Below are 23,476 nucleotides of genomic sequence, written 5' to 3'. Positions count from 1 at the left end.
CTGCTTTCTTGCTGGCTTGGGTTCAGTCGAGCGTGATGTTCGCCTTGCGGATCAAGTCGCCCAGCCGCGCGGTCTCGTTGTGGAGGAGCGTCTGGAACTGCTGGGGCGTGCCGTCCGGCGGGAGATCGGAGCCCAGGTCCTGCAGCCTGCGCATGGTGTCCGGCTGGCGCAGCACCTCGGCGATCTCCTTGTTGAGGTACTGCACCACCGCGTCGGGCGCCTTGCTGGGCGCCATCACGCCGTACCAGAGGGAGATGTCGGCAAAGCCGATGCCCGCTTCCGCGAAGGTGGGCACCTCCGGCATCAGCATCGACCGCCTCGGACCGCTGACCGCGAGCGCACGCAGCGCGCCGCTGCGGATATGGGGCAGGACGACGATGAGCGAATCGGACGAACTCATGATCAGGCCCCCAATGACGTCCATCGTGGCCGGGCCCGCGCCGCGGTAGGGGACGTGGACGATCTTCGTCCCCTCGCGCTCGTTGAGCATCTCGACGACAAGGTGCGTGGGCGTGCCCGGACCGGCGCTGGAGAAGTTCACCTCAGCCGGATGCGCCTTGGCGTAGGCCACGAGTTCCGGCACCGTTTTCACGTCGACCTTCGGGTTGACGAACAGTGCCAGCGGCACCGCCGCCACCTGGATGACGGCGCGCAGGTCGCGCTCGACCTCGTAGTTCAGCTTCATCAGCGACTTGTTGAGCGCCATCGAGATGTTGCCCATCAGCAGGGTGCAACCGTCGGGCGCCGAGTGGGCGACGAACTCGTTGCCGATGCTGGTAGATGCGCCGCCCTTGTTGTCCACGATGACCGGCACGCCGAGGCGCCGTGAGAGCGGGTCGCCGATGATGCGCGAGAGCACGTCGGTGGCGCCGCCCGGCGGATTGGGCGCGACGAGGTGGACGGCGCGGCAATCGAGCGGGCCCGCCGCGTTCGCCACAAGCGGCGCAAGCCCGGCCGCGGCCACCACGAGAAGGGCTTGCAGCGACTGGCGCCAAGAGAATCCAGGCTGTGTCATCGATGTCTCCGGTTCTGGTTTTTTGTTGGGCTGGCGAAAGATCGCCCGGCTAATCCATGCCGTAGGAATGCAGCAGCGGTCCGAGGTCGAGCAGTTCGACCGTCGTCTTGCCACTGCGCAATTGCTCGCGGAACTTCTCTTCCTTGTCCTCGCGCGCCTGGCAGGCATCGACGACGTGGGCCACCTCTTCGGCAAGCACGACCACCACGCCGTCGCGGTCGCCGACCACCACGTCGCCCGGCCGCACCACGATGCTGCCGAAGACCACCGGCACGCCGATCTGGCCCGGCTGGCGCTTGTTGGTGCCCTTGATGGAGATGCCGCGCGAAAACACCGGGAAGCCCATCTCGACGATGGTGTGGGAATCGCGCACCGAGCCGTCGATCATCAGCCCGGCCGCGCCGCGCTGCATGGCCGCGCAGGACATGACGTCGCCCCAGGGACCGGCCTCGACGAAGCCCTCGGCATCGACGACCAGCACCTGGCCGGGCACCAGCTTGGTCAGCGCGTAGTGCAGCGCCAGGTTGTCGCCGGGGCGGCACTTGACCGTGAGGGCAGGGCCGGCCACGCGCATGCCCGGGTCGAGCGCGCGGATCGCGCCGTCGACGGCACCTTTCTGGCCCTGGGCCTCGTGGATGGTGGCTGTGCCGAAGCGCTTGAGCGCTTCCAGCTGAGAGGGACTGGCACCGTTGGAAGTCATTGCATGCTTGGTTTGTTGTGGGCGTGCTGAAGCGTAAAGAGAGTCGAAGAAAAAGAAAAACTAGTTTTTATGGTGGATAAAAATAGAATATTCCTATGATGAATGCGACGCTGAACCAGCTGAGGGCCTTCCTGGCCATCGTGCGCGGTGGCAGCTTCCAGGCCGCCGCGCAGGAACTCCACCTGAGCCAGCCCAGCATCTCCCAGCGCGTGCGCGAGCTGGAGGCCGAGCTCGGCACCCGCCTGTTCGTGCGCCGCGGGCCGCGCATCTCGCTCACGGCCGAGGCGCATGCGCTGATGGTCTACGCCGAGCGCATGGTCTCGACGGCGCAGGAGATGGGCGAGCGCTTCGGCAGCCGCAACCCGCTCAGGGGCACGCTGCGCATCGGCATGAGCGAGAACTTCGCGCTGCTCGCGCTCGGCGAACTGCTGCGCCGGCTGGAGCAGCGCTACCCGGCGATCCGCACGCTGCTGTTCGTCGGTGACTCCGGCCAGCTCAGCGCCAAGCTCAATGCCTGCGAACTGGACATTGGCATCGTGGCCGAGCCCGGCCTCGAGCCGCACGTGGCACAGCAGCCGGCCGGCTACAGCCTGCTCGGCTGGTTCGCGCACCCGGGCTTCCGGCCTACGCGCGACGTGCTGTCGCCGGCGGACCTGGCGCACGACCACCTGATGATCGCGCCGCCGGGCTCGCGCCAGCACAGCACCATCGGCCAGTGGTTCTCGCACGCCGGCGTCACGCCGGCGCGCATCAGCACCTGCAACAACGTCGGCGTGACGCTGCTGGCCGTGCAGCACGGGGCAGCCATCGGCCTGCTGCCGCTGCGCGTGGTCCGCGACGAACTCGCCGCGGGAACTGTCAGGCTGCTGCGCGTGTCACCCGAGATCCCGGCCCACCGGATCTCCCTCTGCTACCAGACCAGCGAGATGGGCGAGGGCCTGCTTGAACTGGTGGAGTTGCTGGGCACGGTCATCAACGATTTCGAAGTCTTTGCGGCGCGCCCATCCACCACGCGCCGCGGCATGCAGTCAACGGAGAAAGAATGAAGAACCCATCGCTTGATTCCATCGTCCCGCCCGGCCCCTACGCGGCGCACGACATCGTCTGCACCGGCCTGCGCTTTCCCGAAGGGCCGGTGGCGCTTCCGGACGGCTCGGTGCTGGTGGTCGAGATCGAGCGGGGCTGCCTCACGCGCATCCAGCCCGACGGCGCGGCCTCCGTCGCGGCGCAGACGGGCGGTGGCCCGAACGGCGCGGCCGTCGGTCCGGACGGCGCGATCTACGTGTGCAACAACGGCGGCTTCGAATGGGCCCGCGGCGACGGCCTGCTGCGTCCCGCAGGCCAGCCGGCCGACTACCGCGGCGGCAGCATCCAGCGCGTGGACCTTCGCACCGGCCAGGTCGACACGCTCTATGACGCCTGCGACGGCCACGTGCTGGCTGGCCCGAACGACCTGGTCTTCGACCGCCACGGCGGCTTCTACTTCACCTGCAACGGCAAGCGGCGGCCGCGCGAGGCGGACCGCGGCGGCGTGTACTACGCGCTGCCCGACGGCAGCAGCATCCGCGAGGTCATCTTCCCCATCTTCTTTCCCAACGGCGTCGGCCTCTCGCCCGCGGAAGACCTGCTGTACGTGGCCGAGACCGAGACCGGCCGGCTCTGGGCGTTCGACATCGTCGCGCCGGGGCAGTTGAGGCTGCTGCCGTATCCGTCGCCCAACGGCGGCCGCTACGCGTTCGGCTCGTCGCACTACCAGCGCTTCGATTCGCTCAAGGTCGAGCAGGACGGGCGCGTCTGCGTCGCCACGCTGTCGCGCGGCGGCATCACGACAGTCGATCCCGACGGTGGCAACGAGACCTTCGATGCGCTCGACGACCGCATGGTCACCAACCTGTGCTTCGGCGGCGACGACATGCGCACGGCCTGGATCACGCTGTCGTCCACCGGGCGGCTGGCACGCATGCGCTGGCCCCGGCCCGGGCTGAAGCTCAACTTCCAGGACCTGGCCCGCTGCTGAGGCCCCGAGGCAGCCGTTCAGCGTTTGCGGCCCGCGCCGCGATCAGATGTCAGGCGCCGGTGGCAGCCCCAGCACCGCTTCAATCGCCAGCCCGATGGCGAGAAGGCGACGGTCGCTGCCCAAGGGCCCATCGATCTCCAGGCCGACCGGCAGCCCGCTGGCGGACATGCCCGCCGGTTGCGCGAGCCCCGGCAGGCCGGCGTTGCTGCCTGGGTCGACATTGCGGATGAGGACCTGGAACTGGGCCGCCGGCCCGCCATCCTGGGGCACGTCGTTGATCGACACCGCACCCGAGAACCCGGGGTCGATCGGCGGCGGCAGTATCGGCACGGTCGGGAACAGCACGCCTTCGACCGCGTGCTTTTCGAAGTACCGGGCGTAGAGCGCCATCAGTTGCGGCCTGTGCACGCGCATCGCCTGCTCGTAGACCTCGGCGGGCATGTCCCTGGCGAAGCCGAAGATGCCCTTCACATCGGGGCTTTCAACCTGGGCGATCACGTCCTCGATGCCCAGCGGGATATCCCTTTCCTTCAGGTAGGCAGGCAGGTCGCGGTGATAGAACTCGTAGAGCGCGACTGGCATCGAGACCTGCGCGTTGAGTGCCGCCCAGCCCTCGAGATCGGCCTCGACAAAGACCACGCCGGCGGCACGCAATTTCTCAACTGCGGCACTCGTCACCGCCTCGACCTCCGAATCCAGGTTCTCCCAGAAACCACCGCGTGGCAGGCCCAGTCGCAGCCCTGCCAGCGAGGCCGGTGAAACCCCCTCTGTGCCTGTGATGACGGCGTCGAGCAACGCCACGTCGGCGACGTTGCGCGCCATCGGGCCGACCGTGTCGCGTGTGCGGGAGATCGGCACCACGCCCGCGCCCGGATAGCGGCGATCCTTGCCGCCGTTCCCGACGGAAGGACGCAGGCCGACGATGCCGCAGAAGGAGGCCGGGTTGCGCACCGATGCGCCAGTGTCCGTGCCCAGCCCGGCCGGCGCGATGCGCGCCGCAATCCCGGCAGCGGTCCCGCCGGACGATCCGCCGGGGATGCGCGTGATGTCGTACGGGTTCTGGACAAAGCCGCAGGCCGCGTTGCTCGACGTGCTGCCGAAGGCGAGCTCATGCATGTTCGCCTTGGCCAGCACGATGGCGCCGGCCCGCAACAGGGGATCGAGCACCGGGGCATTGCGTGCCGGCAGGAAGCCACGCAGGGCCGGCGTCGCAGCCGTGGTCTCGATGCCCTTGGTATCGATGTTGTCCTTCACGTAGAGGGGCAGGCCGGCCAAGGGACCCAGCGCATCGCCCCGCGCGCGTGCCTCGTCGATCTCGCGGGCCGCCTCCAGCGCCGCGGCGCCGTTGAGCGTCACCCAAGTGTTCAGCGAACGGAGTTCGTTCGCGCGCGCCAGCAAGGCCCGGACGTAGTCCTGCGAACTGAAGTCGCCGCGCCTGAAGGCGGCAAGCACCTCCACCGCGCTCAGTTCCAGCATCTGTGAGGTCGACGGGGCGGGGGAGGAGGGGGAAGTACTGTCCATTTGGAATTCCTTGGTGTGCTGCGGGAGCGACGAGTTCGGCCGGGTGAAGTCGAGGGCATTGCAACCCGGAGTTGACGTGATTTCAAGTGCGGCCATGGTGGAGTTGCATTCAACCCGGGGTGCGCAGGCCCCAGCCTCCAGATATTCTTCACCCCCATGGAAAAGACGCTTGCACTGAACTCGATCCTCGCCGACGACAACAAGGCACAGCCGCCTTCCGGTGTCCTCGTCGAAGCGGCGCGCATCCTGGCCCATCAAGGCCACGCGGTCGGCCTCGCGGGCCAGATCACCTTGCGGGACGGGGATTCGTGCCGGTTCTGGACGCTCGCGCTGGGCGTCGGGCTTGAAGAGGCGACGGCTGCCGACGTCCTGCGGCTCGATGAGGGATTGAACATCCTGGAAGGTCGCGGCCGACCGAATCCCGGCGTGCGCTTCCATGGCTGGATCTACCGGAACCACCCGTCCGTGAAGGCGATCGTCCACACGCATCCGCCGGCGACGTCCGCGCTGTCCATGCTGGGCATCCCCATGCCGGTGGCGCACATGGACGCTGCCATGTTCCATGAGGACTGCGGATTCCTGGCGCACTGGCCCGGCGTGCCCACGGGCGACGATGAAGGCATGCTGATCTCGCAGGCGCTTGGCAACAAGCGTTCGGCGATGCTCGTGAACCACGGCGTGGTGTGCACGGGCGCCAGCCTTCAGGAGGCGGTCTATCTCAACGTGTTTGCCGAACGCAATGCACGCATGGTGCTCGATGCCATGGCGGCCGGCAGCCTCAAGCCGGTGGAGCCGGCCGCAGCGCGCGAGGCGCACGACTTCCTGCTGCAGCCCTCGATCGTTGAAGCGACTTTTGCCTACTGGGCGCGCCAGGCCAGCCGACGCGCATAGGCCTGGAGGGCCTGCAAGAGGCCCATCCGGGTGGACACCCGTACAACCCACTAGAACTTCATATCTAGGCCGCCAGACAGTTTGCCCTTCGCATTCGCGCGGCGTATCGTGGTTGGCACGAAGGAAGGAGACAGCCATGCCTTCACCCGGAAGCCTCGACCCCGCAGCCGCGCGCGGCGCTCCGCCCATGCCGCCGGCCGCATTCGGCCAGCCTGGCGCGACGGCGCCACCCCCGGATGCCGTGCTGTGCGAACACGCCATCGAGACCATCTGGCGCTGCCTCGATGCGCATGATCTCGTGGACGAGCATGTGCGGGCCGAACTGGTGACGGTGCTGGAACCCCTTGCGGCGCTTTCCCTGGGGCCGCTGCCGCAGCGGTTGATCGACGCACTGAAGTTGCCGAATCCCGTGGATGCCTCCCGCCTCTATTGGCTCACGCGCCGGCTGCTGACGGTGGTGCCGGTGCTGCAGGAGGCAGAGACCGCATTCGAGCGGCCCGCGGAGCGCCCGCCCGCGCCGCTGGCCTGACGGCAGACGCGCGTGAGGCAGGGACTGGCCATCTGGCCGTCTGCCTTAAAAAGACGCACATTCCGAGGGGTACTTGGCTAATATTGACATTAGTCAATCTGGCTTACAACCAGATTCAATCGATTGTTTCGATGCCAGCGGAGTCAGGTGTTGCGGCCCACGAAGTTCTTGTCAGGGTTCCTGCTTCTGTGCGTCGCGAACCTGCTCGCGGCGTCATTGGCATTTGCGCAAGCCCCTGGCGCCACGCCGCCATCGGCGCAAGCCGCCAGCTTCGTCGGCATCGTCGAGGGCGGCGCCACGCTGGTCCGCCAGACCACGCGCTACACGTTGGCCGAGGGTGTGCAGCTCAACGAGCAGGACGTCATCGAGACGGCGCCGGGCGGATTCGCCCAGATCGAGTTGCCCGGGGGCGTTCTGGTCGGCATCGGCGAGTCGACGCGGCTGATGCTGCGCCCTCGCGTGGGCAAGGGCATGACGGCGCAACCGCTGTACCTGCTGGAGGGCTGGCTCAAGACGACTGCCCCTGCGCCCTTCGGCTATATGAGCCCCGCCTTTGAACTGGCGACGCAGGCCGGCACCACCGTGGTCTACACCAAGGGCGCGGAATACGAGGTGTTCCTGGAAGGCGGCGCCGCCAAGCTCTCGGTGCGCGACGGCCCGAGCGCACAACTGGCCGCCGGCGACTTCGCGCAACGGCGTGAAGGCGCCTCGCCGACACAAGCGTCGCGCGCCACGCCCGAGTTCCTGAGCAAGGTGCCGCGCCAGTTCCGCGACAAGTTGCCCTCGCGCGGCGAGCAGTTCGCCAGGCGCAACGTGCCACCCAAGGCGCTCGGCGAAATTGCCTATGCCGATGTCGCTCCGTGGCTGCGCACCGAACCGGCGCTGCGGCTTCCGCTGCTGCCGCTGTGGAAGGCGCGCGCAGCCGCCGACCCGGCCTTCCGCGCGGGCGCCAAGGCCGACCTGGCGCAGCACCCGGAATGGGAGCAATACGCCGACCCCGAAGGCTATGCGCGCCGCCTGGCCGAAGAGGCCGAGCGCCGCCGCGCGCGGGAGGCAGCTGCAGCAGCGGCGCGGGCCAAGGCCGCTGCGGCAGCAGCCGCGGCCGCTGCCGCAGCCAGGGATGCCAGGGACGCCAACGCCGCGCGGGACAAAACCCAGTGAACCGTTGCACGTCGAGCCGCAACTCAGCGGACCACTGACCGGAGAATTCCATGCGCCTACTGTTCAAGTTCAACCTGATCTTCCTGGTTGTCTTCATTGCCGGCGTGCTCGGCGCAGGCAAGATTTCACACGACCTGCTGCAAAGCAATGCGAAGCAGGAAGTGCTGAATCACGCCCGCCTGACGATGGAAAAAGCGGTAGCAATCCGCGCCTACACCAACGACCAGATCCGCCCGCTGCTCGAGACGCAGATGAAGTACACCTTCCTGCCGCAGACGGTCCCCGCCTATTCCGCCACCGAGGTGCTGGCCACCCTGTCCAAGACCTTCCCCGACTACACCTACAAGGAAGCCACGCTGAACCCGACCAACCCGCGCGACCGGGCGGTCGATTGGGAGGCCGACATCGTGAACCGCTTCCGCACCCAGGCCGACCAGAAGGAGTTCGTGGGCGAACGCGAGTCGGGCACCGGGCGGGCGCTCTATATCGCGCGGCCCTTGCGCATCACCAACGGCGCCTGCCTGGCCTGCCACAGCACCGTGGAAGCGGCGCCGCGCACGCTGATCGACAAGTACGGCCCGGCCAATGGCTTCGGCTGGCAGCTGAACGAGGTGATCGGCGCGCAGGTGGTCTCGGTGCCCATGGCGCTGCCGCTGGCGCGCGCCGAGCAGACCTTCAAGGTGTTCATGGGATCGCTGATCGGCATCTTCGTGGCCATCGGCGTCGTGCTGAACGTGATGCTCTACCTGCTCGTGATCCGGCCGGTGACGGCGCTGTCGAAGGTGGCCAACCGCGTGAGCCTGGGCGAAGCCGACGTGCCGGAATTCAACTCGAAGGGGCGCGACGAGATCGGGACGCTGGCGAAGTCGTTCGCGCGCATGCGCAACAGCCTCGACCAGGCCATCAAGATGATCGATACCTGAGGCCTGAGGTCCGCCAGCCCTATGTCCGTGCCCTCCAATGTTGGTCCGTACCCGATCCGCGGCGTTATCGGACAGGGCGCGATGGGCATGGTGTACCTGGCGCACGATCCGGTGATCGACCGCCCCGTGGCGATCAAGACGATCCATCGCCGCCTGCTCGAATCGAACGACGAGACCAGCGTGGCGGCGCGCTTCCGCGTGGAAGCCAAGGCGGCGGGGCGGCTGACCCACCGCAACATCGTGCCGGTCTACCAGTTCGGCGAAGACGACGACTGCGCCTACATCGTCATGGAGTACGTGGCCGGACGGAACCTGCGCGAGTATGTGCAGGCGCCGCGCAAGCTGGAGGTGCCGCAGGTGCTGTGCGTGATGCTGCAGCTGCTCGACGGCCTGCACTACGCGCACGAGCGCGGCATCGTCCACCGGGACATCAAGCCGGCGAACCTGCTGATTGCCGACGACGGGCGTCTCAAGATCACCGACTTCGGCATCGCGCGCACCGAATCCTCGAACCTGACCCGGGCCACCTCGATCATCGGCTCGCCCGGCTACATCGCGCCCGAGCAGTACACCGACCGGGAGATCGACCGCCGCGTCGATGTCTTCTCCGCGGGCGTGCTGCTCTACCGCATGCTGAGCGGGACCACGCCCTTCGTCGGCACGGACGACGCGATCATGTACAAGATCGTGTACGAAGCGCACAAGCCGCTGAGCGAACAGGCGAAGGAGCCCGCGCTCGCGCCCTTCGATGCGGTACTCGACCGGGCGCTGGCGAAGAATCCGGCGGAGCGTTACGCAAGCGCGCTGGCGATGCGCACGGCGCTGCTCGCGCTGGCCACGGAAACCTTGCCGGAGGTGCTTCCGGCCCACCTGCTGCTGCCGCCGCTGCTCGAAGACGCGGACGCCACGCGGGCCGCCCCGAAGGTGCGGGACTCGCCCTTGCCGTACACGCCGCCGCCATCCTCGTCCTCGCCGCCATCCTTGCAGCCGCGGACGAGCCCGATACCGCCGTTGCATGCGCCAGTCGCATCGCTGCCCGGCACCAGCCCGCCATCGGTTCCGGCGCCCACCGGGTGGGACACGGCGGCGCTGGCGGAAATCGAACGCGAGCTGGCCGAACACGTGGGCGCGGTGGCGCGCGTGCTGGTGCGCCGCGCCGCGCGCGGCTTGAGCTCGCAATCGGAAGTGCGGCATGCCGTGGCCGGCGCGATCGTCGATTTCGAGGCGCGGGAGCGCTTTTTGGCCCGCGCCGCCGGGCCACGGACCCACCCCACGGCGACGGTGGCGGCCACCCACTTCCAGGCGACCGTGCCCCAGGTCGACGCGCCCATCGGCGTACCGATGCGCCAGGGCGACGTCGACAAGGCGGCTGCCGCGCTGGTTTCCTCCATGGGACCGATCGCGCGCATCGTCGCCAAGCGCTGCGCCGCGAAGTCTGCGACGCGCGAGCAGTTCGTCGCCCAGGTCCTCGAACAACTCACGCCCAGTGTCGACGCCCGCCGTGTGCAGGCCGACCTGTGGCGCGCCCTCGGCTGAAGGTTAGCCCGCCGTGATCGCACTGCGCGTCACACGCCGCCCCGGCGCCACGGTCCCCGACGAGACGGCGCTGGCGCTGCCGACCAAGGGACTCGTCATCGGCCGCTCGGTCGATTGCGGGCTGGTGCTGGCCGATCCGCTGCGCATGGTGTCGCGCCAGCACGCGATGGTGGTCGCGATCGGGGAGGGCGCGCGCGTGCGCTGTGTCAGCAGCCATTCGCCGCTGTGGGTGAATGAGGCGCAGGTCGCACCGGGCGGGGAGATGTCGTTGGCGGTGGGCGACAGGATGCGCCTGGGCGGCTTCGAGCTGGCCGTGGAGACCGTCGCGGCGCCGGCTGCGCCGCGCGCGCGGCTGGACCGCTGGTTCGATCTGGAGAGCGTGCGCGATCCGCTCGCTTCAGCCTCGCCGTTGCCGGCCCTCGCGCCGTCGGCGGCCGAACCATCGCCTCCGGTAGCGCAGGCGCGCGTGGGGGCGCCGCAGCCGTTGCGGGCCGCACCGTCATCGACGGCGCAGCCAGCGTCGGAGGCGCAGCCGGAGTCGTCGTCGGACAGCGCGGTTGTGTCGTGGCAGACCAGCCGGCTTTTCGTGCGCACCGGAACACCGGGCATGTTGCGCACCCTCGCGGGCACGCCGCGGGCATCGCCGGCATGTGCGCCGACGATTACGCCATCGACTGCGCCAACGCCTGCGCCGCCACCCCTGCAGGCCCCGGCGCCCATGGCGACGCCGAGGCCGGCGCCGGCCGCCGCGCCCCGTTCGCCGGAACTGCACGAACTTGCGGAGGCCTTCAGTCGCGGCGCCGGCCTCAGCCCCGAGGTGGCGCCGATGACACCGGAGTGGATGGAGCATCTCGGCGAGCTGTTGCGCACCACCGCCGAGGGCACGCTCGCGCTGCTGAAGAGCCGCGCGGTCGCCAAGCGCCACATGCGCGCCGAGGGCACGGTGATCGCGCCGCGCCAGAACAACCCGCTGAAGTTCTCGCCGAACGCGACCGAAGCCCTGACGCGCATGCTGCATCGCGAGCCCAGCCCGGGCTTCCTCGATCCGGTGGCGGCGCTGCAGGATGCGCATCACGACCTGCTGGTGCACCAGGTGGCCATGGTGGCCGGCATGCGCGCCGCGGTGTTCGAGCTTTTCTCCAGGCTGAGCCCCGAGGCGGCCGAGACCATGGAAGGCCCGGCGCACGGCATGACGCGGCGCCTGCCTTCCTTGCGCGCCGCGGCCCTCTGGCAGCGCCACTGCACGCAGCATGCGCAATTGCTCGAGCACCTGGACGATGACTTCGAGACCATCTTCGGCCGCGAGTTCGTGCGCGCCTACGAAGCCCAGTCGCGCGACGACGACGACACCAACCCATCGCCGCTGGAACCCCCATGGCCGCCGGCGCGCTGAGCGTCTCGCTGGCGGCGCTGTCGGAGGTGGGGCGGCGCGAGCGCAACGAGGACGCCTTCGGCTACTGGCTGGGCGCCGACTCGCTGGTGGCCGCCCTGTGCGACGGGGCCGGCGGCCATGGCGGAGGGCAGGTGGCGTCGCGTGCCGCGGTGACGCATGTGCTGGAATCTTTCGCGATGCGGCCCGAGGTCAGCCTGGAGACGCTGCAGTCGCTGGTGGAGGGGGCCAACCAGGCCGTCATCGCGCAACAGGTGGCCGGCACCGCGACCTCCGACATGCGCACCACCATCGTGGTGCTGCTGCTCGACCTGCACAGCGGCGAGGCGCTCTGGGCCCATGCCGGCGACTCGCGTCTGTACCGCTGGCATGGCGCCCGCTTGCTGGGCCGCACGCGCGACCAGAGTCTCGAACAGTCCCTGCGTGACGCCGGGCTCACCGCAAGCACCGCCGAGGCGGGGCAGCTGACCTCCGCACTGGGCACGCCGGGCGGCTTCGACATGGAGTGCCTGCTGACGCCGCAAGTGCTTGCGTGTGGCGATGCGGTGCTGCTGTGCTCCGACGGCCTCTGGTCGGCCTTCGACGATGGGGCGATGGCGGGCAGCGTGGTCGGCTGCGATGGCGTGCAGGCCTGGCTGGAGCGCCTGGAAGAGGGCGTGCGGCGGGCGGGGCGCAGCGACCAGGACAATTATTCAGCGCTGGCGATCTGGTGCGAGGCGGGGTAAGCAGGCGGGGGACTGCCCCAGGCGGGTGCGGACAAGGCGTGGAACCTCGTCGCGGAGCGCAAGAACGCGACCAACGGACAAGTCTCGCTCCTGCCGCGCCGCTTGTCGCCCGCGCCTCAAACACCGGCCGCTGGCATCCGGCGCATACTCGGTGCAGCTTCCTTCTTGAAGCGCTTTCGTATCCAGTCCAACCGGAGGTGACGATGGAAAGAGCGATGCATCCCACGCATTTTCAGCCGGGCGAAGGTAGGAGCTACAAGCTCGGCAGGATGACGATGACCTTCAAGACGACCGCTGCAGGGGGCTGGAATGCATATACGGTCTGCGAAGCCATCGAGCCGCCGGACTCTGGTGCTGGCTATCACCGCCACGCAACATACGACGAGACATTTGTCATTTGCGAAGGGCACTACGACTTTCGCCTCGACGGCAAGCTGCTCAAGCTGGGCCCTGGGGACGTTGTGTTTGTGCCCCGGGGCACACCGCACGGATTCTTGAGCACAGGGCCGGAAGTAGGCCGCCAGCTCATCATCAGTTCGCCCGGTGGAGTCTTCGATGCTTTGATAGCCGAAGTCTCAGCGCTCGATACGGGCAGCCCGACGCGCCAGGCATCGCAGGAGGCCAAGGATATCGCCGAGAAATACGGCCTTGAGTTCCTGGCTTCGTGAATTTGGGGCGGCTCGTCCCCGACACGGCGTTCACTCGGGCGGCAGCATGCGGCCATGAACCGCCGTTCAAACTTATGGACCGAACTGCCGGTTCGGTTCAAAGCTGGCGTTGATCGAACTCACCACTCCGGCAACGCAGCCCAGCTACCGAACCGCGCCCGAAGGGTCCTTGTAACGGCTACTCCGTGATCGAGCTGCGAAACGGTGCTAGAAGGAGTGCCGAATGCCAAAGTCATAACCCGTTGATTTGCTCGGGGCATAGCCGGAAACGCCGGCTCCGGTTGATATATAGGGCGCGGTCCCTGTGGTTGCGCCCATGATGCTCGAGTTGTTCTGGCCGTCCTTGACGCGGATATAGGCGGCAGTTGCATAGACAGCGGTTCGCTTCGAGAAGTTGTATTCGTAGCCGAGGCCAACTTTGTCAACCGAGGCGTCCCGCTTCGGAGCGAAAGGCGTCGCGGAACCTGAGGCGTTGTCGAACTTGACCGTCGAATATGCAGCCTTAATCAGGCCAGGCCCCACGGGAACAGTAATTCCAAGGAGACCGCCCGTGTACTTGCCGCTGCCACGTGTCACAAGCAGACCAAGCAATGGATTGGGAGTTGTCGATCTGGATTCATCCTTCACTTGTGAAAATTCGCCAAAGACTTTCAGAAACTGAAAGTTGTACGAGGCACCGAGATTGAGGGTCTTGATCTTTTCGTCGAGATTGATGAATGTCGGAAGTCCAGCTGGATTCAAGCCCGTCGTGTTCGCAGCATCGCTCACGGCATAGGCGACAGCGACATCCAGCCCTCCCGAGGCGTAGCCCGCGCGACCGCCGTAGAACTGACCTTTGTTAGACGGAGTTCCTGGAACATTGCTCTGACTGATGTTTTCCGGGAATGCGTACTGGAGTTGACCATAGAAGCCGCCCAAATCTGGAGGCAGGAAGTAGCCGATGCTGTTGCTTGTGCGCAGATAGTTATCGGAGGCGGCCACTGCGGATCCAGGGCCTTTGACGACAGCGAGGTTGGTGCCTACCGTCGAGATCACGTTTGCGGCGACCCCAATGGTGCTGAAGGGGCTGAAGATCGAGTCATTCCAAAAAGTGGGAGTGAAGTCGCGACCCAAACGAACTTCACCGAATCCTCCGGAGAGGCTCACAGTCGATCGACGGTTGAAAATGATCGTCCCCCCGGGCCCGTTGCCAAGACCAGAGTCGGTGGCGAGGCCAGACTCTAGCCAGAAGCCTGCCGACAAGCCCCCGCCGAGATCTTCCGTACCCCTAAAGCCGAGGCGGCTGTTCAGCGTATTGCTGTTCGACAGGACCGTCTGATGCGTACCCACTTCGTTGGCCAACGCTGGAGGAAGAATGACCCGGGTGGTGTTGTTGTAGAACTCGCTCGTCGTCTTGTAGTAGCTGACGCCTGTGTCCAGGACACCGAAGAGCGTCACCGATGATTGCGCGGAAGCGCCAGCGGCCCAAATGATGAGGGACGCGGCGAGGATGGTTTTTTTCATGGGATCTCCGTGTGATGTTGTTTATTACTCGGGCTTGAACCCGGCGCCCTTGAGGAGCTCGGCGCTCTGGGCGACGTAAGTCGCGATGAATTGCTTGAATTGCGCGGGGTCTTGCGCCACGGGTTCGATGCCGAGGTTCAGGAGCGCGCCCGATTTCGCAAGCTCGGCGACGGCCAGGTTGATGGCCGTGTTGAGAAGCTGCACGCGATCGGCGGGGGTGTCCTTGGGTGCCCAGACGCCGTACCAAGAGGCGTAGGTCAGTCCCGGAAAGCCGCTCTCCTGCGCCGTCGGCACGTCCGGCGCGAGCGGGCTGCGCTTGCTGGAGGTGATGGCGATCGGCCGGACCTTGCCCGACTTGGCGAGTGGGTGAACGGAGATCATCGAATCGAGCAGCAGTTGCACGTGCCCGCCCGCTACGTCCACCAGCGCGGGCTGCGTGCCCTTGTAGGCAACGTAGGTGAGCTTGACGTTGGCCTGCTTGGCCATCAGCAAGGTCGCCAGGTGGCTCGGCGCGCCGGCGGCGGGAATCGCGGCGGACCACTTGTCTGGCTGCTGCTTCGCCGCGGTAAGCACGTCGCCCAGCTTGCGCGGCTCGAGTTGCGGCGAAATCACGAGTATCAAGGGCGCCTCACCGACTCGCGCTATCGGCGCGAAATCGGCCTGCGGATCGTAGGAGGCGTTGCTCATGACCTGCTTGGCCAACACGTGCGTGGCGGCCGAGAACAGCAAGGTATAGCCGTCGGCCGGCGCAGTCTGAACGGATTTGCCGCCCAGCATGCCGTTGGCCCCGGCGCGGTTTTCGACAATGACGGCGACGCCGAGTTGGGTCGTCAACTGGTTGGCCAGCAGCCGCGCCATGCTGTCCACGCCCCCGCCGGCGGCAAACGGCACCACGATCCGTATCATGCGATCAGGGAACTTGGCGGGCTGTGCCCAAGCCGGTGCGACGGCGAATGCGACAAGCGCGGCAGTCGCGAAGATGGCTCTTCTCGGCAGTTTCATGGTGTCTCCGATCAATGCAAGTGAAGAAGTGGGCAGTGCTGCGCCATGACGCCTATGAACGGCGCCTGCGAAGAGGTGCAGTCTGTTCAGGGTGAGATGTCTTCCAGCGCGCGATTGGTGGTCTCGACCATGCGCATTGATGCGATGAGTCCGACGATGGTGGCGGCCGCGAACATCAGGAACACCGTCGCGATGCCGTTGGTCGATAGCACCACGCCGACCAGCGCGGGAGCGATCGCCGATGCCACGCGCAGCCAGGACGTGGCCAGCCCGGTGCCGATCGCCCGCATCCGTGTCGGGTAGATCTCCGGCGTGTAGAGGTACAGCAGTACGGTGGTGGTGCCCATCACCGCATAGGCCGAGGACGCGAGGATCACGACTGACCAGGCGCTGCTGGCGCCAAGCAGCCCAAGCACCCCGAGCAGCGTGCCGCTGAGCAGGAAGCTGGCCATCGCCCACCGGCGCCGGCCGACGCGATCCACCAGCAGCGCGCAGGCGAGCACAGCGCAGGTGCTGAGCACGTTCGTTAGCGAGGCCATCCTCAGCGCCTCTTGCAGCGGCATGTTGTAGACAGTCTTGTACAGCGTGGGCAACCAGTTGTTGATGCCGTTGGCGACGAAGTACGACGAGGCCCAGAGCACCCACACGACCAGCGTGCGTGGCCGGTACAGCGGCGAGAACAGTTCCTTCCAGGAGCTCTTCTTGCGATCCACGAGGCCGACGGCGAGCGCGGTGACCCGCGATTCGATTTCGAGCTTGTCGCGCTCGACGTCGAGACTGCGCTTGGCGGTGCTCGACTCGAGCCCCTCTATCACGCGCTCGGCCGCCTGAAAACGGCCTTTCGATGTGAGCCAGCGCGGCGACTCCGGCAAGCGCGCCATGAAAAACAGGATCAGCAAGCCTGGGATGCCGCCGACCAGGAACATGTATTCCCAGCCGAAGCGTGGCACGACAAAGGCCCCCACCTGCGCAGCGCCGAGCAGGCCGAGCGGGAAGATCAACTCGTAGAGGAGAAAGAAGCGCCCGCGCCCCTTGGCCTGCGACAGCTCGTTGATGTAGGCGGCCGCGATAGGGACCTCGCCGCCGACGCCGATCCCCTGCAGGAAGCGCAGGGCGAAAAGCATCTGAAAGTTGCCCGCGAATGCGCAGGCGATACTCATGACCGACATCACCCCCACAGTGGTCGTGATGCTGGGGACGCGGCCGAAACGCTCGGCGGCCCAGCCGAAGACCAGAGCGCCAATGACTTGGCCCACGTAGCCCGCGGCGATGAGCATGCCCGCCTCCAGCGGACTGAGGTGCCACAGGCCGATCAGCACCGGTAGCACGAAGGCCAGCGCCAGCGCGTCGAAGGCATCGAAGAACGTCGCGCTGCCCATGATGATGCGCGCCTTGGTGTGCCATCGGCTGAACGGCACGTTCTCGATCCGGAACAGCAGATGAGCTGCCTGCCTGGCGGCGCCCTGATCAGGCGTCAATGCGAATGAATCGACTTTCATGATGTCTCGGGCTTTCTCAGTTGTTGTTATCACGGATGGGTTTGGGTTGATGCGGATGCGTCGATCTGCGAGGCTCGGCGCATGTGCCTGCGCACCAGCACGTCGAGGGTCTCGTTCATCGATTGCGCATCGACGCCGCGGGTGATGAAGACGATTCGGGTTCGCCGGTCCTGTCCCGGCCACGCTTGCAGGAACTCGGGCGGATGGAACAGGTGCTGCACGCCATGGATCACCATGGGACGCTCCGGCTCATCTGCCAAATGCACGAGGCCCTTGACGCGCAGCAGGTCTTCGCCGCGCATCGCGATCACCATGTCCAGCCAGGCAAAGAAGGCATCGCGCGGCAATGGCTGTTCACGCTCCACGACGAAGGACGAGATGCCGTCTCGGTGGGCCGGTGTTGCATCCTTCGGCGCGTCCGCGGCGGTTTGAGAGGACCGGTAGTACATCGCACCCGCCGGCACCTCGCTGCTGTCCTTCGGTGACTGCACCAGCCCGCGCAGTGCCTGTGGCTGTGCGTCGCGCTCCACATGCAGCTTCGCCACGGAATTGATCTCGCGAAGACGCGCCAGTAGGTCAGGCGAGGGGGCGCCGCTTTCCAGCAAATCGGTCTTGGTCAAGAACAGATGGTCCGCGACAGCCGCTTGCTGGACGGATTCGGCATGCCGGTCCAGCGTTCCCATGCAGAGCACGGCGTCCACCGTGCATGCGACGCCGGCCAGCGCAAAGCGACCGCGGATTGCCGCGTCGCCCATCAGTGTGCGCAGGATCGGGCCGGGGTCTGCCAGTCCGCTGGTCTCGATGAGCACCTGTTGGAGCGGCGGATCAGTGCGTTCGCCAAGGCGATTCATTGCCGCCACCAGGTCCCCTCGCACAGAACAGCACATGCAGCCGTTTGCCAGCAGAATGGTGTCGTCGCTGGTCTTCGTGATCAGATCGTTGTCGATGCCGACCTCGCCGAATTCGTTGACGATTACCGCCATGCCATGCAGGTCCGGCTGCTGCAGCAGGCGGTTCAGCAGCGTCGTCTTACCGCTGCCGAGGAAGCCGGTGAGCACCGTCACCGGCACCCGTTCGCCGGTCTGCGCGTCCGCCGTGAGCAGGGATGAGAAATGGCCGGCCATGTTCAGCCCCGCTCGCCAGGGCCGTGCAGCTCGGCGAAGGAACGCAGGGTCCGCTCCACTTTCGGCAGCAGCCATTCGCCGACCGCTTCCGGCAGACGCTCTTCCATGGCGTCTTCCAACAAGCGGCGCAACGGCTGTGCCTGCTGACTGGCCTGCTGCAGCGCATTGAAGAAGCCGACGACCTCTTCCAGGCCAGAACGCAAGCCCGCGTCCTCCAGGTAGCCGACGATGTCGAGCTCGAAGTCGTCGAGCCGCAGGCTGACGCCGCCGGTGCCACAGGCGCAGGCCGAGCCCAGCGCGATGTGGCGCATCGACAGTGAGCTCCACAGGCTCAGCATCGCGTCTGCGCGCTGTGCGATGTCGTCGGCCATGACGGCGGCGGAGCTCATTGCCCGTCCCAGGCGAGCGTTTCTGTCGTGCCGTTGCGCACCGAGCGCGGCGAACTGCGCAACGCCTTCGTAGCTTCTTGGGCAACCTGTCCGTGCGAGTCCAGTGCGACGCGATACACCTCGCGTGCCACGCCGGCACTCACGTAGCCTTCGCGAACGTCCTCGGCAACCAATTCCGCATCACGCTCCAGGGGATCACCGAAGCCGCCGCCGCCGCCCGAGAGCATCTTGTAGGCGTCGCCACGTTCCAGGCGCACGTTGAAGATCTTGGCGTTCAGGTGGTCGGTCTTCCACTCGCCCTTGTGGCGCACGGCCAGGCCGTTGCCCATGGCGTCGGTGCCGCCTTCGAGGCCCCAAGGCTTGCAGTGCACGCGGTCGATGCGGGTGGTCACGGTGAAGGGCGAGAGCGCCTGCACCACCATCTCCGCACCCAGCCCGCCGCGCTGGCGGCCCGCTCCGGCGCTGTCCTGGCGGATCTCGTACTTCTCCACGAGCACCGGGTACTTGGCTTCGAGCTGTTCGGTCGGGCTGTTATGGGTGTCGCCGTCGTTGATGCACACCGTGACCGATACGCCGTCCTCTCCCGACTTTGCGCCCCACCCACCCCCGAGCGGGCCGATGCCCACGATGAACAGGCGACCGTCCTCCGGGGAGATCCCGTGGATGTTCGGGAACACGAGGTCGGCATGGTGGCCGGCGATGGAGCGGTGTGGAATCGCAGGGGCGAGGGCCTTGAAGATGGTGTCGATCACCGTCATCGGGAAGGTCATCCATACGCGCATCGGGTACGGTCGTTCGGCGCTGATCACGGTGCCCATCGGCATGATGACTTTCAGCGGCCGGAAGCTCCCGTCGTTGACTGGATAGTCGGTCGGCGTGGTCAGGCACTTGTAGGCCACCTGCGCACAGGCGATGCCGGTGGTGAAGCCCGAGTTGTAGAAGCCGCGCACCTGCTTGCTCACTTCCGACAGGTCCACGGTCATCTCGTCGCCCGTGACCGTGACCCTCACTCGGATCGGGATGCGCTTGCCGATCTCGAGACCATCGTCGTCCATGAACGATTCAGCCTCGTACACGCCGTCAGGGATGGAAAGCGTGTTCTTTCGAGCCACCGCCTCCGACGAATCCATGATCTGGCGGATCGAGCCATTTACTGCGTCAATCCCGTAGCGTTGCAGCAATTCGGCGTAGCGGCGCTCGCCGGTGGTGATCGCCGTGATCTGTGCGCGCAGGTCGCCCAGCGCCCGCTCAGCCAGCCGCACGTTCATCGCGATGATGTCGATGAGGTCCTGGTTGACCACGCCTTCGCGCTGGTATTTCATGATCGGGATCTGGATTCCCTCGCTGAAGATGTCGGTCGTCACGTTGCCCAGCGTGCCGCCCACGTCCAGCCAGTGCGCCATGCAGCATGTGAAGCCTTCGAGCTTGCCCTCGTGGAACACCGGCATCGTGAACGTGAAGTGGTTCAGGTGGCTGCCCGTGGTGTAGGCGTCGTTGGTGACGAGGATGTCGCCCGGCAGGATGTTCTCGTAGCCGAAGTGGCGGATCTTGGCCTTCACGGTCTCGGACATGCCCCGGATGAACATCGGCAGACCCAGACCGATGGAGACCGTGTCGCCTTCCTTCGTGAACAGGCCGACCGTGAAGTCCAACGCCTCGTAGATGATGAGGTTGTAGGCGGTGCGCGTGAGGTTTGTCTTCATCTCTTCCGTCACGGCGTAGAGGCCGTTGCGGATGATCTCGACGGTGATCGGGTCGATCGCCACATTGACGTTGCTGCTTTGGTTGGTGCTCATGATCTGTCGCTCCCGATGGCGATTTGAAGGTTGCCGAGTTCGTCCACGCGCAGCGAGTCTCCGGGCTGCACGACAGTGGTGGAGGCGTGCTCCTCAATCAGTGCCGGGCCGGCGATCTCGTTGCCTGCCAGCAGCAGGTCGCGGATGTAGACAGGCGTGTCGGCCCAGTTACCCGAGCGGAAGTAGACCGGCTTTGTGGCGCGCACGGCCTTCTTGTCCGGCGTAGCGGTGCCCTTTGCGACGCTGTGCTTCGGCGGCTTCTTCATGGTGCCCAGCACGGTCACGCGCAAGCTCACCAGGTCGGCTGGTTCCTTTGGCGCCGAGGTGCCGTAGCGCACCTTGTGCAGTTCGTCGAACTGCTGCTTGATGGCCGAACGGTCGCGACCCTCGAAGTAAGCCAGCGGCAGGTCCACCGTGACGGCGTGCTCCTGTCCGACATAGCGCATGTCGGCTGCGCGTTCGATCACCACGCCGTCGGCCTTGATGCCGGACTGCGCGAGGGCCGCACGACCCTCGTCTTCCATCTTCTTGTACGCCTCTTCGATCTCCTCGAAGGACACGTCATTGAGCTTGCGGAACACCGAGCGCACGTAGTCGTAGCGCAAGTCGGAGAACAACATGCCGTAGGCCGAGAAGTAGCCCGGCGCGTAGGGGATCAGCACCTTGCGGATGCCGATTTCGCGAGCGATGGCCGAGGCGTGCAGCGGGCCGGCGCCCCCATACACCACCATCGTGAAGCTGCCGGCGTCCAGGCCGCGCTCGGTGGTCACGGCCTTCACGGCGTGCGACATCTGCGTCACCGCGATACGCAGGATGCCGTCGGCCGCCTCGGTAGGGTCCAGGCCCAACGGCCCCGCCACACGCTCGGCCATCTGGCGCGTGCAGGCGTCCAGGTCAAGCTGGAGTTCGCCGCCCAGGAAATGTTCGGCATCCAGCCGGCCGAGCAACAGGTTGGCGTCGGTTACCGTCGGCTCCTTGCCACCACGGCCATACGCCACCGGGCCGGGGATGGAGCCGGCGCTCTGCGGTCCTACGCGCAGCGCGTTGCCTGTCTCTACGCGGGCAATCGAGCCGCCACCAGTGCCGACTTCGTGGATGTCCATCATCGGAATCTGGATTGGCAGTGCGCGCTCGTAGCCACCGATCAACGCCGAGCCCGTCGTGAGCGGGCGGCCTTCGCTGATCACGCCGGCCTTGGCAGTCGTGCCGCCCATGTCGAAAGCGATCGCATCGCCCATGCCGAGCTGCTCGCAGATGGCCTGTGCACCGATCACACCGGCCGCAGGGCCAGATTCCAGCATGCGCACGCAACCGACCTTGGCGTGCTCGACGGGGAACAGGCCGCCGGTCGATTGCACGATGTAGAAGTCGCCGTCGAAGCCCTTGTCAGACAGATGTGTCTCCAGTTGGCCCAGATACTCGGACACGCGCGGGCCGACATAGGCGTTGGCTACTGCTGTGGAGACGCGCTCAAATTCACGGTACTCTTGACTCAACTCGTGCGAGGCGCACACGAAGGCGCCCGGAATTTCTTCCTGCAGGATCTGCTTGACGCGCTGCTCGTGCGTCGGGTTGCGGTAGGAGTGCAGAAGTAGCACTGCCACGGCGTCTACGTTCTGCCCTTTCAGTTCACGTGCCAGTTCGCGAACTGCAGCCTCGTCCAGCGGCTTGTGGGTGCTGCCATCTGCGCGCAGGCGCTCGGCCACTTCGTAGCGCAGGGAACGCTTGACCAGCGGCTGGTGCTTGTTGAAGAAGAGGTTATAGGCGTCTGGCCGGTTCACGCGCCCGATCTCGTAGATGTCGCGAAAGCCCTCGGTGATCAGCAGCGCCGTATTGGCGCCCGTGCGCTCCAGCAGCGTATTGATGGCGATGGTTGAGCCATGCAAGAAGAGGTGGCCGTCGCGCCAATCGATCTTTGCGCTGTCGATGGTCGCCTGGATACCGTTGACGAGCGCGCCGTGCGTAGACAGGGCCTTGCCGAACAAGAGCTTGCCGCTGGCCTCGTCGAAGGACGCCATGTCGGTGAAGGTTCCACCGATGTCAACGGCGATGCGCAGTGCGGGATGAGTGTTCATTTGGTGTCTCCGGGTTTCAGGCTTCGACGCCGATGCGGTTGCGCAGTACGCCCAGGCCGGTGATCTCGACCTCGACCACGTCGCCGTCCTTCATGTACAGCGGTGGTTCGCGTCGGTCGCCGACGCCACCGGGCGTGCCGGTGGCGATCACGTCGCCGGGCGACAACGGCGTGAAGCGCGAGATGTATTCGACAAGCACGGGAATGTCGAAGATCAGGTCGCCCAAGGTGGCCTTCTGCATCACAGCGCCGTTGACGCGCGTTTCCAGCGCCAGTTGGGTGACATCGGGTACTTCGTCGCGCGTGAGGAGGTAGGGTCCGAAGGGGCCAGTGCCGGGGAAATTCTTGCCCGGCGTGAACTGGTGCGTGTGGCGCTGCCAGTCACGCACGCTGATGTCGTTGAAGCAGGCATAGCCGGCGATGTGCTCGAACGCCTGCGCCTTCGGGATGTGGCGCCCGCCCTTGCCGATCACGAAGGCCAACTCGCCTTCCCAGTCGAAACGCTCAGAGAACGAGGGGCGCAGCACAACGTCCTCGTTCGCTGCCAGCGTGTCGTTGAAGCGCAGGAACAGCGATGGGTATTCGCTGTCGGCGCGCTTGGTCTCGGCGACGTGGGTCTTGTAGTTCAGGCCCACACAGATGAGCTTGCCCGGATTTGGGATAACCGGCAGCGCCTGCGTGGCTGACGGCTGGATCGCGGTGCCATCGGCGGCGACGGCCTTCTCTAGTTCGACCAGCGCGTCGGCGCGCAGCACCGAGGCGAGGTCCGGAAAGCGGCTCAGGAATTTGGCTGGCGGCTGCAGGTAGCGGTCGCCCTGGACCACACCGTAAGTGGCCTGGCCGGCGTGTTGGAAGCTGACAAGTTTCAAGGTGTCTCCTCGGATGCATCGCTGCGGGTCGACTCGGGGTAAGTCGTGTGCCCTCAGCGCGTAGAGCAAATGTAGAAATCGGCCAGCTCTTCGCATAGATAGAATCCAGAGGAATCAGACTTGCCATATTTGGCATGGCACGCG

Annotated in this window: 21 protein-coding genes; 10 read left to right on the top strand and 11 right to left on the bottom strand. The window is 66.3% G+C overall.

Annotated elements, in window-relative coordinates; translation table 11 throughout:
- Positions 1–22: 22 nt before the first annotated feature.
- Both HB681_RS16605 and HB681_RS16600 read right to left on the bottom strand, forming a co-directional pair.
- Complete coding sequence (locus tag HB681_RS16605) at positions 23–1,015, bottom strand: tripartite tricarboxylate transporter substrate binding protein (protein WP_213955947.1); 993 nt, start codon at positions 1,013–1,015, stop codon at positions 23–25.
- 49 nt (positions 1,016–1,064) lie between these two features.
- Positions 1,065–1,715 (bottom strand): 4-carboxy-4-hydroxy-2-oxoadipate aldolase/oxaloacetate decarboxylase, encoded by a 651-nt coding sequence (locus tag HB681_RS16600; RefSeq protein WP_213955946.1) that lies wholly within the window; start codon positions 1,713–1,715, stop codon positions 1,065–1,067.
- 95 nt (positions 1,716–1,810) lie between these two features.
- Here HB681_RS16600 and HB681_RS16595 point away from each other — a divergent pair, with 95 nt between their 5' ends.
- Together HB681_RS16595 and HB681_RS16590 are read left to right on the top strand one after the other, a co-directional pair.
- Positions 1,811–2,761 carry a LysR family transcriptional regulator gene (locus tag HB681_RS16595; RefSeq protein WP_256354648.1) on the top strand — a complete coding sequence of 317 codons (951 nt, stop codon included), beginning with the start codon at positions 1,811–1,813 and terminating at the stop codon, positions 2,759–2,761.
- Positions 2,758–3,732 (top strand): SMP-30/gluconolactonase/LRE family protein, encoded by a 975-nt coding sequence (locus HB681_RS16590; RefSeq protein WP_213955945.1) that lies wholly within the window; start codon positions 2,758–2,760, stop codon positions 3,730–3,732. Before HB681_RS16595 ends, HB681_RS16590 begins: the two co-directional genes overlap by 4 nt.
- Before the next feature lie 42 nt (positions 3,733–3,774).
- Here HB681_RS16590 and iaaH read toward each other — a convergent pair whose 3' ends face one another.
- Positions 3,775–5,253 (bottom strand): indoleacetamide hydrolase, encoded by a 1,479-nt coding sequence (iaaH, locus tag HB681_RS16585; RefSeq protein ID WP_213955944.1) that lies wholly within the window; start codon positions 5,251–5,253, stop codon positions 3,775–3,777.
- 156 nt (positions 5,254–5,409) lie between these two features.
- On the opposite strand from iaaH, the gene HB681_RS16580 reads away from it, so the two are divergent.
- From HB681_RS16580 to HB681_RS16545, 8 genes are all read left to right on the top strand, one after another.
- Positions 5,410–6,144 carry an aldolase gene (locus HB681_RS16580; protein ID WP_213955943.1) on the top strand — a complete coding sequence of 245 codons (735 nt, stop codon included), beginning with the start codon at positions 5,410–5,412 and terminating at the stop codon, positions 6,142–6,144.
- A gap of 136 nt (positions 6,145–6,280) precedes the next feature.
- The gene (locus tag HB681_RS16575) at positions 6,281–6,673 is read left to right on the top strand and encodes a hypothetical protein (RefSeq protein WP_213955942.1); all 393 of its coding nucleotides are present in this window, start codon (positions 6,281–6,283) and stop codon (positions 6,671–6,673) included.
- A 168-nt stretch (positions 6,674–6,841) separates the two neighbouring features.
- Positions 6,842–7,834 (top strand): FecR family protein, encoded by a 993-nt coding sequence (locus HB681_RS16570; protein WP_213955941.1) that lies wholly within the window; start codon positions 6,842–6,844, stop codon positions 7,832–7,834.
- Between the two features lie 50 nt (positions 7,835–7,884).
- A complete protein-coding gene (locus HB681_RS16565; RefSeq protein ID WP_213955940.1) occupies positions 7,885–8,757 on the top strand; it encodes a DUF3365 domain-containing protein in 873 nt (290 codons plus the stop codon).
- A gap of 27 nt (positions 8,758–8,784) precedes the next feature.
- Positions 8,785–10,293 carry a serine/threonine-protein kinase gene (locus tag HB681_RS16560; protein WP_213955939.1) on the top strand — a complete coding sequence of 503 codons (1,509 nt, stop codon included), beginning with the start codon at positions 8,785–8,787 and terminating at the stop codon, positions 10,291–10,293.
- Positions 10,294–10,306: 13 nt separating this feature from the next.
- Positions 10,307–11,686, top strand: coding sequence for a type VI secretion system-associated FHA domain protein TagH (tagH, locus tag HB681_RS16555; protein ID WP_213955938.1), 1,380 nt, complete (start codon positions 10,307–10,309; stop codon positions 11,684–11,686).
- On the top strand, positions 11,668–12,408 hold the full coding sequence (locus HB681_RS16550; protein WP_213955937.1) for a protein phosphatase 2C domain-containing protein: 741 nt from the start codon (positions 11,668–11,670) through the stop codon (positions 12,406–12,408). The genes tagH and HB681_RS16550 overlap by 19 nt, the downstream gene beginning before the upstream one ends.
- Positions 12,409–12,611: 203 nt before the next feature.
- Positions 12,612–13,076, top strand: coding sequence for a cupin domain-containing protein (locus HB681_RS16545; protein ID WP_213955936.1), 465 nt, complete (start codon positions 12,612–12,614; stop codon positions 13,074–13,076).
- 207 nt (positions 13,077–13,283) lie between these two features.
- Here HB681_RS16545 and HB681_RS16540 read toward each other — a convergent pair whose 3' ends face one another.
- From HB681_RS16540 to HB681_RS16505, 8 genes are all read right to left on the bottom strand, one after another.
- Positions 13,284–14,579, bottom strand: coding sequence for a porin (locus HB681_RS16540; protein WP_213955935.1), 1,296 nt, complete (start codon positions 14,577–14,579; stop codon positions 13,284–13,286).
- A 24-nt stretch (positions 14,580–14,603) separates the two neighbouring features.
- Entirely contained in the window at positions 14,604–15,581 is a 978-nt protein-coding gene (locus HB681_RS16535; RefSeq protein ID WP_213955934.1) for a tripartite tricarboxylate transporter substrate binding protein, read from the bottom strand.
- Positions 15,582–15,667: 86 nt separating this feature from the next.
- Positions 15,668–17,080 carry an MFS transporter gene (locus HB681_RS16530; protein WP_213955933.1) on the bottom strand — a complete coding sequence of 471 codons (1,413 nt, stop codon included), beginning with the start codon at positions 17,078–17,080 and terminating at the stop codon, positions 15,668–15,670.
- Between the two features lie 29 nt (positions 17,081–17,109).
- A complete protein-coding gene (locus HB681_RS16525; RefSeq protein WP_213955932.1) occupies positions 17,110–18,204 on the bottom strand; it encodes a GTP-binding protein in 1,095 nt (364 codons plus the stop codon).
- A gap of 2 nt (positions 18,205–18,206) precedes the next feature.
- Positions 18,207–18,575, bottom strand: a complete 369-nt coding sequence (locus tag HB681_RS16520; RefSeq protein WP_213955931.1) for a hypothetical protein — start codon at positions 18,573–18,575, stop codon at positions 18,207–18,209.
- Between the two features lie 14 nt (positions 18,576–18,589).
- A complete protein-coding gene (locus tag HB681_RS16515; protein WP_213955930.1) occupies positions 18,590–20,389 on the bottom strand; it encodes a hydantoinase B/oxoprolinase family protein in 1,800 nt (599 codons plus the stop codon).
- Positions 20,386–22,464, bottom strand: a complete 2,079-nt coding sequence (locus tag HB681_RS16510; protein WP_213955929.1) for a hydantoinase/oxoprolinase family protein — start codon at positions 22,462–22,464, stop codon at positions 20,386–20,388. Before HB681_RS16510 ends, HB681_RS16515 begins: the two co-directional genes overlap by 4 nt.
- 16 nt (positions 22,465–22,480) lie before the next feature.
- Complete coding sequence (locus HB681_RS16505) at positions 22,481–23,332, bottom strand: fumarylacetoacetate hydrolase family protein (protein ID WP_213955928.1); 852 nt, start codon at positions 23,330–23,332, stop codon at positions 22,481–22,483.
- Positions 23,333–23,476: the final 144 nt, after the last annotated feature.

Origin of the sequence: Variovorax sp. dw_954 (assembly GCF_018449755.1) — a bacterium.
Taxonomy (GTDB): domain Bacteria; phylum Pseudomonadota; class Gammaproteobacteria; order Burkholderiales; family Burkholderiaceae_C; genus Variovorax.
The sequence above is the reverse complement of the archived record's forward strand: the minus strand, read 5'-3'. Positions and strand labels throughout refer to the sequence as shown.